This is a genomic window from Streptomyces sp. NPDC057877, from assembly GCF_042796855.1.
Taxonomy (GTDB): Bacteria; Actinomycetota; Actinomycetes; order Streptomycetales; family Streptomycetaceae; genus Streptomyces.
Map to the genome: position 1 here is coordinate 264,208 of NZ_JBHVMS010000001.1, position 14,235 is coordinate 278,442.

At 73.9% G+C, this 14,235-nt stretch carries 12 protein-coding genes; 9 read left to right on the forward strand and 3 right to left on the reverse strand.

Annotated elements, in window-relative coordinates:
* Positions 1–69: 69 nt before the first annotated feature.
* Entirely contained in the window at positions 70–1,020 is a 951-nt protein-coding gene (locus tag ACFVQG_RS01280; RefSeq protein ID WP_383375441.1) for an aminoglycoside phosphotransferase family protein, read from the forward strand.
* A 35-nt stretch (positions 1,021–1,055) separates the two neighbouring features.
* On the forward strand, positions 1,056–2,462 hold the full coding sequence (locus ACFVQG_RS01285; RefSeq protein ID WP_383376488.1) for an MFS transporter: 1,407 nt from the start codon (positions 1,056–1,058) through the stop codon (positions 2,460–2,462).
* 149 nt (positions 2,463–2,611) lie between these two features.
* On the opposite strand, the gene ACFVQG_RS01290 is transcribed toward ACFVQG_RS01285, so the two are convergent.
* Positions 2,612–3,175, reverse strand: coding sequence for a dihydrofolate reductase family protein (locus ACFVQG_RS01290; protein WP_383375443.1), 564 nt, complete (start codon positions 3,173–3,175; stop codon positions 2,612–2,614).
* Positions 3,176–3,325: 150 nt separating this feature from the next.
* Between ACFVQG_RS01290 and ACFVQG_RS01295 the strand changes: the two genes are divergently transcribed.
* From ACFVQG_RS01295 to ACFVQG_RS01305, 3 genes are read left to right on the forward strand one after another with little or no spacing between them, the layout of a single operon-like run.
* Positions 3,326–4,018 (forward strand): helix-turn-helix transcriptional regulator, encoded by a 693-nt coding sequence (locus ACFVQG_RS01295; RefSeq protein ID WP_383375445.1) that lies wholly within the window; start codon positions 3,326–3,328, stop codon positions 4,016–4,018.
* A gap of 32 nt (positions 4,019–4,050) precedes the next feature.
* Positions 4,051–4,587, forward strand: coding sequence for a DUF3291 domain-containing protein (locus tag ACFVQG_RS01300; protein WP_383375447.1), 537 nt, complete (start codon positions 4,051–4,053; stop codon positions 4,585–4,587).
* A 36-nt stretch (positions 4,588–4,623) separates the two neighbouring features.
* Positions 4,624–5,511: an NAD-dependent protein deacetylase gene (locus ACFVQG_RS01305; RefSeq protein ID WP_383375449.1), complete on the forward strand. Its 888-nt coding sequence runs from the start codon at positions 4,624–4,626 to the stop codon at positions 5,509–5,511.
* Positions 5,512–5,599: 88 nt separating this feature from the next.
* On the opposite strand, the gene ACFVQG_RS01310 is transcribed toward ACFVQG_RS01305, so the two are convergent.
* Positions 5,600–6,391 carry a class I SAM-dependent methyltransferase gene (locus ACFVQG_RS01310; RefSeq protein ID WP_383375451.1) on the reverse strand — a complete coding sequence of 264 codons (792 nt, stop codon included), beginning with the start codon at positions 6,389–6,391 and terminating at the stop codon, positions 5,600–5,602.
* A 187-nt stretch (positions 6,392–6,578) separates the two neighbouring features.
* Between ACFVQG_RS01310 and ACFVQG_RS01315 the strand changes: the two genes are divergently transcribed.
* From ACFVQG_RS01315 to ACFVQG_RS01325, 3 genes are all read left to right on the forward strand, one after another.
* On the forward strand, positions 6,579–7,436 hold the full coding sequence (locus tag ACFVQG_RS01315; RefSeq protein ID WP_383375453.1) for a hypothetical protein: 858 nt from the start codon (positions 6,579–6,581) through the stop codon (positions 7,434–7,436).
* A gap of 169 nt (positions 7,437–7,605) precedes the next feature.
* Complete coding sequence (locus tag ACFVQG_RS01320) at positions 7,606–8,469, forward strand: hypothetical protein (RefSeq protein WP_383375455.1); 864 nt, start codon at positions 7,606–7,608, stop codon at positions 8,467–8,469.
* Between the two features lie 155 nt (positions 8,470–8,624).
* Entirely contained in the window at positions 8,625–11,888 is a 3,264-nt protein-coding gene (locus ACFVQG_RS01325; protein WP_383375457.1) for a family 78 glycoside hydrolase catalytic domain, read from the forward strand.
* Positions 11,889–12,001: 113 nt separating this feature from the next.
* Here ACFVQG_RS01325 and ACFVQG_RS01330 read toward each other — a convergent pair whose 3' ends face one another.
* Positions 12,002–13,444, reverse strand: coding sequence for an MFS transporter (locus ACFVQG_RS01330; protein ID WP_383375459.1), 1,443 nt, complete (start codon positions 13,442–13,444; stop codon positions 12,002–12,004).
* A gap of 126 nt (positions 13,445–13,570) precedes the next feature.
* On the opposite strand from ACFVQG_RS01330, the gene ACFVQG_RS01335 reads away from it, so the two are divergent.
* Positions 13,571–14,218 (forward strand): TetR/AcrR family transcriptional regulator, encoded by a 648-nt coding sequence (locus ACFVQG_RS01335; RefSeq protein WP_383375461.1) that lies wholly within the window; start codon positions 13,571–13,573, stop codon positions 14,216–14,218.
* Positions 14,219–14,235 lie beyond the last annotated feature (17 nt).

Here is a 14,235-nt window from a genome sequence, read left to right on the forward strand (position 1 = left end):
CCCGGGGTCCGGCCCGCTGATCGAAAATCCCGGTTACGTGATCGAACATCTCGACTACGGTTGCCGCCCATGACGGCCCACGCGACGGACATCACCGCGGAACTGGTCCGGGACCTGCTGCGCGAGCAGCACCCCGACCTGGCGGACCGCCCCCTGAGGCTCGGCGCGCTCGGCTGGGACAACCAGGTGTGGCGGCTCGGCGACGACCTCGCGGTCCGGTTGCCCTGGGCCACGGCATCCGCCGACGCGCTGCTGCGCAAGGAACACGCCTGGCTGCCCGGCCTCGCCCCGCGCCTTCCGCTCCCGGTCCCCGTCCCGCAGCGCCTCGGTGAACCCTCCGAACGGTTTCCACGGCCCTGGATCGTCACCACCTGGGTACGGGGCGAGCCCGCCGACCGCGCCCCCGCCACCCGCGCCGCGGACGCGGCCGTCACCCTGGCGGCCTTCCTGACCGCCCTGCACCGCCCGGCCCCCGACGGGGCGCCCGAAGGCCGGGACCGGGGCGGCCCGCTGGCCGACACCGCCGAACACTTCGACCGAGGGCTCTCCTCGGCCACCGAACTGGGGTTGACCGGCGACCCGGACGCCGTCCGCGCGGTCTGGGAGGACGCCGCCGCCGCGCCCGAGTGGGCGGGCCCGCGGCTCTGGCTCCACGGCGATCTGCACCCGGCCAACGTCCTGACCGCGCACGGCTCCTTCTGCGGCGTGATCGACTTCGGCGACCTGTTCGCGGGTGACCCGGCCTACGACCTCGCCGCCGGCTGGGTCCTGCTGCCGGACGGCGCCACCGGCCTCTTCCACAAGGCCTACCAGCCCGCCCCGGACGCCGCGACCCTGCGCCGCGCCCGCGGCTGGGCGGTGCTGCGCGCCCTCGCCGGTGTCCACATCGGCCACGCCGGAGTGCAGGGCCGCCCAGGAGGCAAGCCCACCTGGGGCCCGCCCGCCCACGCCGCGCTCCGACGCCTCACCGCGTCCGCCACCGCTGACAGACCGTCAGTGGCCCTGCCGCGCAACGGGTGAGGAGCGCCGCCGTGTCCACCGACCCCGCGCCCCCCATGGGCCGACGCGCCTGGGCCCTGTTGCTCGTCCTCTGCGGCACGATCTTCCTCGAGGGCAGCGACGTCGCCATGCTGGCCGTCGCCATCCCCACCATCCGCGCCGACCTCGGCCTGACCACCGGCACCGCGGCCTGGGTGATGAGTGGCTATGTGCTCGGCTACGCCGGTTTCACCCTGCTCGGCGGTCGCGCCGCCGATCTGCTGGGCCGACGGCGGATGTTCCTCACCTGGCTGGGTGTCTTCCTGGTCTTCTCCATGCTGGGCGGCTTCGCGACCAACGGCTGGATGCTGGTCGTGGCCCGGTTCGTCACCGGCGTGGCGGCGGCCTTCATGACGCCCGCCGCCATGTCGATCATCACGACCTCGTACCCGGAGGGGCCGCGGCGCGACAAGGCCCTGCTGGTCTTCGCCGGAGTCGGCGCGGGCGGCTTCTCGCTGGGCCTGGTCATCGGCGGGCTGCTGACCGCACTCGGCTGGCGGTGGGTGTTCTTCGCGCCGGTGTTCCTGGCGGGCGCCCTCCTGCTCGCCGCGCTCCGGCTGCTGCCACCCGAGGCCCGCCCCGAGCCCGCGCGGCACGGCTACGACATCCTGGGCGCGGCCAGCGCCGCCGCCGCGATGCTGCTGTTCGCCTACGGCGTCGTCCGCCTCGAGCACGGCGGCGAAGGGCTCGGGCTGACCCTCGCCGCGCTCACGGCCGGGCTGGCGCTGGTCGCGGTGTTCCTCTCGGTCGAACGGCGCGCCAAGGCGCCGCTCGTGCGGCTGGGGATCTTCCGCAAGGCCGCGATGGTGCGGGCCGACGTCGGCGCGCTGCTCTTTCTGGGCGCGTTCTTCGGCTTCCAGTTCGTCGTCACGCTCTACCTCCAGGAGCTGCGCGACTGGTCCTCCCTGCAGACCGCGGTCGCGCTGGTCGTCATGGGCTGTGACGCCGTACTGGCGCCGACCCTCACCCCGCGCCTGGTGCGCCGCTACGGCAACGGCCGGGTGATCTTCGGCGGCTTCCTGCTGGCGGTCGTGGCCTACGGCCTCTTCCTGCCGGTCGGGATGGACTGGTCGTACGGGGCGATGTTCCCGAGCCTGATCATCGCGGGCGTCGCCTTCGCCTTCGCCTACGGTCCGCTCACCATCGCGGCGACCGACAGCGTGGCCCCGGAGGAGCAGGGGCTGGCGGGTGGACTGCTGTACACGTTCACCCAGTTCGGCTCGGCGATCGGCATCTCCGCCGTGACGGCGGTGTACGGGATCGCCGCGGCCGACGCCGACGGCTCACCGGCCGCGGTGCTGGACGCCTACCGCACCGCGCTCGTCGTCCCGGTGGTCATGGTGCTGCTGGGGGCGGTGGTCTCCGCCTTCGGCCTGCGCGGCCGTCGGGGGCGGGGTCAGCCGCCGCGCAGTCGTCGGCGGTAGGACGCGAGCGTGGCGAGGAGGAAGACCGGGGGCGCGCCCACGCCCGTGACGGCGAAGCGGTGGAGGTCGGCTCCGCACCGGCCAGGGGCCCCGCGTCCTGACCCTGCCATGACGTGCCACGGGCGGACGCCCACGCCGAGGCGAACCGGCTAGCGCGGCACGCGGTAGCGGAGGTAGACGCACTGCGAGGCGAAGGTGCGGGTCTCGACGAGTTCGAGATCCACCCGGCGCTCGTCCCGGGCGAAGAACGGAGTGCCACCGCCGACCAGCACCGGGTAGACGATGACCTGGTACTCGTCGATCAGCCCCAACCGGGCCGCCTCGGCGGCGAGGGTCGCGCCGCCGATCGCGATGTCACCCTCCCCCGGCTCGGCCCGCAACCGCTCGATCTCCTCCGCCAGGCTGCCGGAGGCCAGGCGGGCGTGGCCCCGCACCGTCGACAGGGTGGTGGAGAACACCACCTTGGGGAGCGGATTCCACAGGGCGGTCCACTCGCGCCCGGCGTCGTCGAGCGAGGGGTCCTGGTCGGCGGTCTCCCAGTACAGCATCGTCTCGTACAGCCGTCGGCCCAGCAGATGGACGCCGACCCGCCGGATCTCGTCGATCCAGAAGCGGAAGACCTCCTCGTCGGGCGCCGTCCAGTCGAAGCCGCCGTCCGGGCCGACGACGTAGCCGTCCAGTGAGGTGCTCATGGAATAGGTGACGCTGCGCATCGGGGGTCCTCCTCGTGAGGGGTTCGGCGGTCAAGGCCGACTGCCGGGACAGTAGGACGGACTGCCGGACGGCGCGGGACTCATCGCCCTCACCGGGCGAGGCCGCCCTTCGCTTCTATCTCCAACCCGCGTTGTTCCTAGAATGGCCGGGTGAAGGACATCGACGCGATCGCGGCCTTGCAGGATCCGGTACGGCGCCGCCTGTACGAGTACGTGGCGGCCCAGGGCCGCGAGGTCGGCCGCAACGAGGCCGCCGAGGCGACCGGGGTGGCGCGCACGCTCGCCGCGCACCATCTGGACCGGCTGACCGAGGCCGGACTGCTGGAGAGCGGGAGCCGTCGCCTGACGGGCCGCTCGGGGCCGGGGGCGGGCCGCCCCGCCAAGGTGTACACGCGGGCGCGCGCCGAGCGGGCGGTGTCACTGCCCGCCCGCGACTACCGCACCGCCGCCGAGCTGCTCGCCGAGGCCGCCGAGGAGGCCGGGCTGGACGCCGGGCTCTGCGCCGCCGCACGCCGCCGCGGCGAGGCCCTGCGCGGCCCGGCGGCGCCCTGCGGCGACCTGGGGGAGGCCATGGAGACGCTGGCCGCCCGCGGCTACGAACCGCACCGCGAGGACGACGGGGAAGAGGACGTCGTACGCATGCGCAACTGCCCCTTCCACGCCGTCGCCGAACGCTATCCGCCGCTCGTGTGCGGCATGAACCTCGCGCTGCTCGAAGGACTGCTGGGCACGGACGGTCCCGTCCGCGCGCGCATGGACGCCCGGCCGGGAGAGTGCTGCGTGGTGGTGGAGGCTTCCGAGACACCCGAGACACCCGAGACCTCTAAAAACAATTCTCATTGACATAGAAAAGTGGGCCGTGCTGGGATGTGCCCATGACCGCATCGACGCCCGCCGCATCCACGCCCGCCGCGCCCCCGCCCGCCGTCCATCTCGCCCAACTCAACGTCGCCACCCTCCGCTACCCCCTCGACGACCCGCGCACGGCGCCGTTCGTCGAACTGCTCGACCCGGTCAACGCGGCCGCCGACGCGGCACCCGGGTTCGTCTGGCGGCTCGTCGAGGACGGCGCGGGCGACGCCACCGGCCTGCGCCCGGCGGGTGAGGACGTGATCGTCAACCTGACCGTGTGGGAGACCCAGGAAGCCCTGTGGGACTTCACGTACCGCAGCGGGCACCTGGAGGTGATGCGGCGGCGCCGTGAGTGGTTCGAGCGGCACGTCCAGGCGCACCTGGTGCTCTGGTGGGTTCCCGCCGGTCACGTCCCGACCGTCGACGAGGCCCTGGAGCGGCTGGCGGACCTGAACGCGCACGGCCCGTCCCCGCGCGCGTTCACCTTCGCCTCCTCCTACGGCGCCGCCGAGGGCGCCCAGCACCTGCGGACCGCCGAGCCGGTACGGCCCACGGTGTAGCGGCCCGACACCAGCGCCCTTCCGTACCCTTGCGTCATGCGTATGCGCCCCACCCTGAGCTGGACCCCCGCCGAGGACCTGCCGCCGGGCACCACGGACCTGGAGCCGGTCGTCGACGCGCTGGACGCCGGAGGTGTCCTGGTGCTCAGCGGCGCGGGGATCTCCACGGAGTCGGGCATTCCCGACTACCGGGGCGAGGGCGGGAGCCTGAGCCGCCACACGCCGATGACCTACCAGGACTTCACCGCCAGCGCCCACGCCCGGCGCCGGTACTGGGCGCGCAGCCACCTCGGCTGGCGCACCTTCGGCCGGGCACGTCCCAACGCCGGGCACCGGGCCGTGGCCGCGTTCGGGCGGCACGGCCTGCTGTCGGGCGTGATCACCCAGAACGTCGACGGTCTGCACCAGACCGCTGGCAGCGAGGGTGTCGTGGAACTCCACGGCAGCCTGGAGCGGGTCGTCTGTCTCTCCTGCGGCACCCTCAGCCCGCGCCGCGAACTCGCCGAACGGCTGGAGCGGGCCAACGCGGGCTTCGCGCCGGTGGCCGCGGGGCTCAACCCGGACGGTGACGCCGACCTCACCGACGATCAGGTGGGCGACTTCCGCGTGGTTCCCTGCACGGTCTGCGGCGGCATCCTCAAGCCGGACGTGGTGTTCTTCGGCGAGGCCGTTCCACCGCGGCGGGTCGAGCACTGCCGCGAGTCGGTCCGTGGGGCCGCCTCGTTGCTGGTCCTGGGGTCCTCCCTGACGGTGATGTCCGGGCTCCGCTTCGTCCGGCAGGCGGCCCGGGGCGGGACGCCGGTACTCATCGTCAACCTGGCCCCCACCCGGGGCGACCAGCACGCCGTCACCCGGGTCGCGCTCCCGCTGGGGACCGCCCTCACCACCGTGGCCGACCGGTTGGGCATCCCCGTCGAGCGCTAGGGCCTGTCTGACCATTCCCGTCGTCGCCCGAGGGGCGGAGCAGGCGGGAACTGTCAGACCGGCGCCCTAGACGGCCGGATGCCAGCAGCTACGGCTGAAGCGGTCCTGGCCGTGCGTCCTCGTGGTGCCGACGCGCGAGATGGACGGTGATGTCGGCGGTCATCTCGACGCTCTCCGGGAGCACCCGCGCGATCTGGCGGAACACCTGCTCCCGGTCCGCGGTCGGCAGGACGAGGTAGGCCGAGACGGTGGAGAGATGACCCAGGTAGTCACGTGGGCTCATCGTCAAACGCCGTTCACCCATGGCCTGTTGAACGTCGGTGAACCACTCGGACCGTTGCAGCTCCGTGCCCGGCCACTGCATCCCGTCCCCCGGAGGCGTCCCGTCCGGGGACGGAATCCCGTCGCTCCCCAGGAACGGTGCCCGCGCCGCGCGAACCGCCTCCTCCACAGCCGGGTCGGCCAGCCGGAACGGCCCGCCGAACGAGGCGAACACACCGCCCGGCTCCAGCAGCGCGGCCACGCGTGACCAGCGGCCTTCCGGGCTCGTCCAGTGCAGGGCCGCCGCCGCGTAGACCAGCCCGTACCGCTTGCCGGGCCGCAGGTCCTCGAGCGCGGCCCGTACGGTCGTGACGCCCGTCGGCACCTGCTTGCGCAGCTCCGCGAGCATGGAACCGTCGGGGTCGGTCGCCGTGACCGTGACGCCCCGTTGGGCGAACAGCCGGGTGGCCTTTCCGGTCCCGGCGCCGATCTCGAGGGCGGTGTGGAGCGGACGGCCCGCGTAGGCCGTCACCAGGTCGAACAGTTCCGTCGGGTATCCCGGACGGAAGCGTTCGTACGCTTCCGCGACCGCTCCGAAGCTCAGCGCGCGACCAGACATGCCGAGCATCCTGCCACCTCCGCCGCCCCGGCCATCCCCGCCGTCGCCACCGGACCATTAATTCAGGGATCAAGTACGGACTGGACCTGGTGGTCGGCGAGGCCGGTGACGGCGGCTACAACGATTCCCGGCGGGGCCGAGCGCAATCCCTCTGCCCATATGACGCCCCGTCAGCTAGACCGGACGCATGACACACGACGCGACGAACGCAGCCGACACCCGCAGCCACCTGTACGCGGAGCTGGCCGCCGTCGGCCCCTACGGCGCCGACCTCGGGCACGCGCTCATCACCATGGTCGAGCCGCACCCCGGCCACGAACGCCAGTACAACCGCTGGTACGAAGACGACCACTACATCGCCGGTGCGATGGCCATGCCCTGGATGTTCGCGGGCCGCCGCTGGGTGGCCACCAGGGATCTCCAACTGCTCCGCTACCCCCGGGCCTCCGCCGTAGCGCGGCCCGTGACGGCAGGTTGCTACCTGTCCGTCTACTGGATGACCGCTGGCCGCTACGACGACCACATGCGGTGGACCGTCAGCATCAACAAGCGCCTCAACCGCGACCAGCGTGTCTTCCAGGACCGCGAGCACGTCTTCACGGCCTTCCAGGACCACGCGGTGACCGTCTACCGCGACGGCGACCGCGGCCCGCGTGACATCCATGCCCTCGACCACCCCTACGCGGGCCTCGTCCTCCAGGTCGTCGACGCCCACTCCCCCGACAGGCGCGGGGACCTCCTCGCGTGGCTGCGCGACGACCACCTGCCGAAGCGGCTCACGGGCTCGCCCGCGGCGATGGTGACCGTCTTCGCGCCGACGCCGCTGCCCCTGGACCGGATGACCTACGTCAAACAGGTCGAAGGGGTCGGGACCCGGCTGACCCTGCTCTGGTTCCTCGAACACGATCCTCGCGAGCACTGGCGCGACCACTTCACGGACCTGGACACCGCGGTGCTGCCGACCAAGATGGGCGCCGTGCGGTTCGTCGCACCGTTCGTCCCCACGGTTCCCGGGACGGACCGTTACGTGGACGAGCTGCGGTGAGCCCTCCGGGAACCGTCATGTCGTCCGCACCGCCCGGTGTCCGACCCGTCCGGCGGACGCCCGTGCCGGAGGCGGCGCCTACGCCGGTGACGTCACGGATACGTCGGGTGAGTGCGGTCACGTCCACCGCCAGGCCGGTGCCTCAGGGCCGCCTGGCAGGATGGCACGCATGGACGCAGCATTCGCCCGTACCGTCTGGCAGGTCCTGGAACCCCTGCACGCGGTCACGTACTTCGCGCCCGAGAGCCACGAGGCGAACCGCGAGGTCGGCCTGCGCGGGTTCTGGATGGGCTACTTCGCGAGCCGGGCCGCGCCGCTGGGAGCGGTGACGGCCGGTGTGGTGGAGGCGGCCTTCTTCAACTTCCACCCCGCCAAGGTGCGCCGCGCCATCCCCGACGCCTGGGGATTCGCCTCACCCGAGGCCGTGGTCCGCGCCCGCTCCGAGGCGGCCACCGCGGCACTGCGCCGGGTGGCACCGTCGGCGGCGGACGCGGCGGCGCGGCTCGTCCCGCTGCTGGAACGGACGGTCGCCGCGGCGGACGGCGCCGGGCGCCCGTTGTTCGCCGCCAACCGTGGCCTGCCCACGCCTCAGGACCCGGTCGGCGCGCTCTGGCAGGCCAGCACGGCGCTGCGGGAGCACCGCGGTGACGGTCACGTCGCCGTGCTGACCGCCGAGGGCCTGGACGGCTGCGAGGTCCATGTGCTGTTCGCCGCGTGCGCGGGCGTGCCCGCGGCGGTCCTGCGGGACAACCGCGGCTGGTCCGAGGAGGACTGGCAGTCGGCCGCGGACCGCCTCCGCGCCCGGGGACTGCTGGTCAGCGACGGACACCCCACCGCCGAGGGGCGCGGCCTGCGTACCCACGTCGAGGCCCGCACCGACGCCCTCGCCGTCCGGCCCTACGACGCCCTCACCCAGGCCGAGGCGACCCGGCTCCTCGACCTGCTCGGCCCGCTGACCGACCAGGTCCTCGCCTCCGGCATCATCCCCTTCCCCAACCCCATCGGCCTTCCGCCCCGCCCCGCGCACAGGTGACGAGGTGACTCGCGGTCGGCCCCGGCCGACCGCGTCCCGGCCCCGCACACCTCTTGTCCCCCTCGCCCAACCTCCATAGGATCCGCCCAAAGAGCCGGATTGAATCGTTTCAAAGCACCTTGTCGGCAACGACGGGACGAGCAAGGGACGTGACGATGGGTCAGGGATGGAAGCGCAGGGCCTTCTTGCAGGGCACCATGGCGACGGCCGGGGCGGGTCTCAGCGCCCTGGCCGTGGGGACACCGGCGGGGGCCGCGACGCCGTCCGCCACCGGAGAGGGCGGGCCGCGGATCGTACGCACCAGCGTGGAGTACGCCGCGACGTTGCTCGGCACCGACGTCGAACGCCCCCGGCTGTCCTGGGAGTTGGCGGCGCCCGGGCACGGCGCACGGCAGCGGGCGTACCGCGTCCAGGTGGCCGCCGGGCGCGCGGACTTCGACGGGCGGCTGGTGTGGGACTCCGGGAAGGTGACCTCCCCGCGCAGTGTCGGAGTCCCGTACGGCGGACCCGCGCTGGACGCGCGTACCCGCTACTTCTGGCGGGTGCGGGTGTGGGACGGCGCGGGACAGGCGTCCCGGTGGAGTGCGGCCCGCTGGTGGGAGACAACGTTGTCCGCCGAGGACTGGCGGGCCCGCTGGATCGGAGCCGACGCGCCGCCGTCCCCTCCGTCGCTGGCGGGTGCGGCGTGGATCTGGTCGCCGGGCGCGACCGCCTCCGCGGCGCCGGTGGGGCCACGGTGGTTCAGAGGGCGGCTGGCGCTGCCCCCGGGGACCGGGGTGGAGCGGGCCTCCGTGGTCGCCACCGCCGATGACGACTTCACGCTGTACGTGGACGGCGAGCAGGTACTGCACGCGCCGGAGCAGCGGGACGGCTGGCGTACGGGGCGGACGGCGGACGTCACCGCGCAGGTGCGGGCGGCGGCGGGCGGGGGGCGGCAGGTCGTGCTGGCGGCGCTCGCGACCAACCGGGGCGGCGCCTCGGTCAATCCGGGCGGGCTGCTGGTGCGGCTGCTGGTCGAGACGGCCGACGGCACGCGGCACGAGCTGGTCACCGGCGCCGACTGGCGTACGGCCGCAGGCGAGCAACAGGACTGGCAGCTACCGGACTTCGACGACGCAGCCTGGGAGCGGGCGGCGGTCCTCGCGCCGTACGGGCAGGGCCCCTGGGGGTCGGGGGTGTCCGTCGCGGTGCCGGAGCAGCCCGCTCCCCTGCTGCGGCGGGGCTTCACCGTGCCGAAACCGGTCGTCAGGGCGCGCCTGTACATCAGCGGGATGGCGTACTACGAGGCGGAGATCAATGGCCGCCGGGTCGGGCGGCAGGTCCTCGATCCGGGGTTCACCGACTACGACGAGACCGTGCTGTACGCGGTGCACGACGTGACCGGCCTGGTGGAGCGCGGGGAGAACGCCGTCGGTGTCGCCCTCGGCCGTGGCTTCTTCGGCATGACCACACCCAATGTCTGGAACTGGCACCGGCCGCCCTGGCACGGCGAGCCACGGCTGCTCGCCCAGGTGGAGATCGACCACCCGGACGGTTCGCGCACCACGGTCGTCTCCGACGGCGACTGGCGGCTGACCGAGGGCCCGACCCGCTCCAACTCCCTCTACGCCGGGGAGACGTATGACGCGCGCCTGGCGCCCGCCGGATGGACCCGGCCCGGCTTCGACGACAGCGGCTGGCGGGCGGCGGGTGTGCAGCGCGCCCCCGCCGGGACGCTGCGCGCCCAGCCGCACGACCCGATCGAGATCATCGAGACGGTCAGACCCGCGGGAATCAGCGAGCCGCGGCCCGGGGTGTACGTCGTGGACATGGGCCGCACCATGGCGGGCTGGACGCGGCTGACCGTCCGGGGCGCGGCCGAGGGCACGGTGGTGCGGCTGGTGCACGGCGAGAAGCTGACGGCCGACGGCAGTGTGCACGCCGAGACCGGCCATGTGCCGGGCCGCTTCCAGGCCGACGAGTACGTGTGCGCGGGCGGGGACGACGAGGTGTGGGAGCCCTCGTTCTCGTACAAGGGCTTCCGCTACGTACAGGTCAGCGGGCTGCCCGCGCGGCCCTCGCCCGAGCAGGTGCTGGGGCGGGTGGTGCACACCCGGGTGGACGAGGTGAGTTCCTTCGGCTGCTCCGAGCCGTTCTACGAGTGGCTGGACGGCGCCATGCGGCGGACCGTGCTGAACAACCTGCACGGCATCCCGACCGACACCCCGATGTACGAGAAGAACGGCTGGACGGGCGACGCCCAGCTCGGGGCGCCGGTGATGGCGTACGCCTTCGGGGTGCACCGGCTGCTGTCCAAGTGGCTCGGCGATCTGGCGGACAGCCAGACGGAGGCGGGGCAGTTGCCGGTGATCGTGCCGAGCGGGGGCTGGGGTTACGGGGATCTGGGGCCGTCGCCGGAGTGGACGACGGTCTACCCGTTCGTGGTGCGGGAGATGTACCGCGTCTACGGTGACGAGCGGGCCGCGGCGGAGCACTGGGGCCCTCTGGTGCGGTACCTGGACTGGGAGCTGGCCCGGCTCAGGGACGGGCTGGCCGTCACCGCCCTCGGCGACTACCTGCCACCCGGCTACGGCGGCAACCCGCCCGAGGACACCCGGCTGACGGCGACGGCGTACCTGTACCGGGCGCTGCTGCACACCGCGGAACTGGGCGACCTGCTCGGCGAGGAGCAGACCGCGGCCCGCTACCGGGAGGCCGCGGGGCGGTTGAAGTCCGCCTTCAACGCGGCCTTCCTCGGGCCCGAGGGGCACTACCGCACGGCGCGGGACCCCGGCTACCGGCAGACGTCCAACGCCGTTCCGCTGGCCTTCGGCCTGGTGCCGCCCGGTGCGCGCGCCTCCGTCGTCGACAGCCTGGTCCGGGACATCGAGGAACGCGGCCACCACCTCAACACCGGCGCCCTGGGCACCAGCGTGCTGCTGCGGGTGCTGTGCGCGCACGGGCACGCGGACGTGGCGCACGCCGTCGCGACCCAGCGCACCTATCCGAGCTGGGGGTACTGGCACGCCCAGGGCGCCGACACCATGTGGGAGATGTGGCCGCTCGACTCCCGCTCGCGCGACCACTACTTCCAGGGCACGGTGGCCCAGTGGCTGTACGAGAACGTGGCCGGTCTGCGCCCGGGTGACGCCGGTTACGGCGCGTTCGTGGTGCGTCCGGACGCCCGTACGGGGGTGGACTGGGCGCGTACGTCGGTGCGGACGGTGCGCGGCCGTGCGGCGGTGTCCTGGTCCCGGATCGAGGGGCGGCTGCGGCTGTCGGTGGAGGTGCCGGTGGGGTCGACGGCCGAGGTCCATGTGCCGGGCGGGGAGCGGTCACGGGTGACGGCGGCGTCGGGGGCGCGCTTCGTGCGGGTGGAGGCGGGGTTCGTGGTGTTCGAGGTGCCGCACGGGAGGTGGGACTTCGCCGGGGACGCCTGACGGACGGTCCTGACCGGGGCGGGGGAACCCGGCTTCCCCCGCCCACCGGCGCCCGGTGTCACCCGCCCACCGGCGCCCGGCGTCACCCGCCCACCGGCGCCCGGCGTCACCCGTCAGTGCGCGTGCGGTCCCCCGGTCGGCTGCGGCTTCCCCTGGGGTACGACGGCCAGGGCGAGGACCGCGCCGACCGCCGCCGTCGCCGCGCAGAGGGTGAAGGCGTCGGTGAAGCCGCCGACCGCGCCGCCCTCGATGCCGGTGGCGGCGACCGTGGAGACGACGGCCACGCCGATGGAACCGCCCACCTCGTGGAAGGTGTTGACGACCCCGGAGGCGAGGCCCGCCTCCTCGTGGCCCACCATGGCCAGCGCGGTGGTGGTGGCGGTGACGAAGACCGCGCCGATGCCGAGGGAGGCGACGGCGAAGCCGGGCAGCAGGACGGCGTACACACTGCCGGTGTCGGAGAGCCGGGTGAGCGGGGCGCAGCCCGCGGCGGCGATCAGCAGGCCCGCCACGGCGGTGGGGCGGCTGCCGAGCCTGCCGACGAGCCGGGAGCCGAGGTGGGCGCCGAGGCCGGTGGCGACGGCCACGGGCAGGAAGACCAGGCCGGTCTCCAGCGGGCCGAAGCCGCGGGCGTGCTGGAGGTAGACCGAGCCGAGGAAGAAGAAGGCGATGAGCAGCGCGGTGGCCACCAGCATCAGGAACGCGCCCGCCTGCACCGGCCGCCGGGTGAGCATCCGCAGGTCCATCAGCGGGGCCCGGCTCGCGCGTTCCACGGCGGCGAAGCCCGCGTACAGCGCGACGGCGGCGGCGAGCGGCAGGAGGGTGCCGGGGCCGCTCCAGCCGGAGTCACCGGCCTCGACCAGGCCGTAGATCAGCGCGGCCGTGCCCGAGGTGACCAGCAGGGCGCCGGGCACGTCGAGGCGGGCGGGGCGCGGTGGGCGGGCCGGGACCAGGGCGGGGAGCGTGGCCAGCAGGGCGAGGCCGACCGGCACGTTGAGGTAGAAGACCCATCGCCAGCCGGGGCCCTCGGTCAGTACGCCGCCGAGCAGCACCCCGGCCGCCGCGCCGCTGCCGCCGAGGGCGGCCCAGACGCCGAGCGCCTTGGTGCGTTCGGCGCCGTGGAAGGCGGTGGTGACCAGGGCGAGCGCGGCGGGTGAGAGCAGGGCGGCGCCGACGCCCTGGGCGATGCGCCCGCCGAGCAGCACGGGTGCGCCCTGGGCGAGGCCGGTCACCAGGGAGGCCGCGGTGAACACCGCGAGCCCGGCGAGCAGGGTGCGGCGCGCGCCGAGGGCGTCGGCGAGCCGTCCGCCGAGCAGCATCAGCCCGCCGAAGCAGAGCGTGTACGCGGTGACGGCCCAGGTCAGCGTGGTCCGGCCGAGGTCCAGGTCGGCGGCCATGTCGGGCAGCGCGACGTTGATGACGGTGACGTCGAGGATCAGCATGAACTGGGCGACGCAGATCAGCGCGAGGGCGGCCCAGCGGCGGGGGTCGGGGGGCGGGGGTGGTGCGTGCCCTGGCGGGTGGTGGGAGTGGGCGGGGGAAAGGGGGTGGGTCATGGCGGGGTCCTTGCGACGGGATCAGGACGGGACGGGAGCAACCCGCAACGGGATCTCCATCTGAACTGTACGGCACAGTTCAGTTGAACTCAACGGTACAGTTCAGTCGGCTGCTAGCCTCGGGGCATGAGCGTGGACAGCCCCAAACCCCCGCCCAGCGGCCCCCGCGCCGAGCGGAAACGGCGGGCCATCGTCCGGGCCGCCCGGGAGCAGTTCCTGCGGGAGGGGTTCGGTGTCGGCATGGACGCCATCGCCGCGGCGGCGGGCGTGTCCAAGGTGACCGTCTACAACCACTTCGGCAGCAAGGAGGCCCTGTTCTCGGCGGTCATCGCGGGCGCCCTGGACGAGCCCCTCGCCGGGGAGTCGTCGGCCGCACTGGAGAAGCTCGCCGACGCCGAGGACCTGCGCGCCGCCTTCGTCGAGGCCGCCCGCACCTGGGTGGACGCCGTGCGCACCGACGAGGACGTGGCCGCGCTGCACGCCCTGGTCGCCGCCGAGGGCCACCGCTTCCCGGAGATCGCCCGCGCCTGGCGGCACCACGGGCCCGAGGGCCATCACCCCGCCGTGGCCAAGGCCCTGCGCGCCCTCGCCGACCGTGGGCGGCTGGACATCCCCGACCTGGAGGCGGCGATCGTCCAGCTGTACTCGCTGCTGGTCTTCCCGCACATGGTGTTCAGCTCCTACGGCGCCCGGGTCGACGACGGCCTGACCGAGCGGCTCCTCGTCGGTGGCGTGGACATGTTCCTGGGGCATTACGCCCCGCGCCCCGCCTGACCGCCGCCCCGCGAAAA

Bases quoted from the DNA above. Each gene is read 5' to 3' on its own strand.
- ACFVQG_RS01310 (WP_383375451.1), bottom strand. From the start codon at position 6,391: ATGTCTGGTCGCGCGCTGAGCTTCGGAGCGGTCGCGGAAGCGTACGAA.
- ACFVQG_RS01335 (WP_383375461.1), top strand. From the start codon at position 13,571: ATGAGCGTGGACAGCCCCAAACCCCCGCCCAGCGGCCCCCGCGCCGAG.
- ACFVQG_RS01290 (WP_383375443.1), bottom strand. From the start codon at position 3,175: ATGCGCAGCGTCACCTATTCCATGAGCACCTCACTGGACGGCTACGTC.
- ACFVQG_RS01285 (WP_383376488.1), top strand. From the start codon at position 1,056: ATGGGCCGACGCGCCTGGGCCCTGTTGCTCGTCCTCTGCGGCACGATC.
- ACFVQG_RS01325 (WP_383375457.1), top strand. From the start codon at position 8,625: ATGGGTCAGGGATGGAAGCGCAGGGCCTTCTTGCAGGGCACCATGGCG.
- ACFVQG_RS01280 (WP_383375441.1), top strand. From the start codon at position 70: ATGACGGCCCACGCGACGGACATCACCGCGGAACTGGTCCGGGACCTG.
- ACFVQG_RS01305 (WP_383375449.1), top strand. From the start codon at position 4,624: ATGCGTATGCGCCCCACCCTGAGCTGGACCCCCGCCGAGGACCTGCCG.
- ACFVQG_RS01300 (WP_383375447.1), top strand. From the start codon at position 4,051: ATGACCGCATCGACGCCCGCCGCATCCACGCCCGCCGCGCCCCCGCCC.
- ACFVQG_RS01330 (WP_383375459.1), bottom strand. From the start codon at position 13,444: ATGACCCACCCCCTTTCCCCCGCCCACTCCCACCACCCGCCAGGGCAC.
- ACFVQG_RS01320 (WP_383375455.1), top strand. From the start codon at position 7,606: ATGGACGCAGCATTCGCCCGTACCGTCTGGCAGGTCCTGGAACCCCTG.
- ACFVQG_RS01315 (WP_383375453.1), top strand. From the start codon at position 6,579: ATGACACACGACGCGACGAACGCAGCCGACACCCGCAGCCACCTGTAC.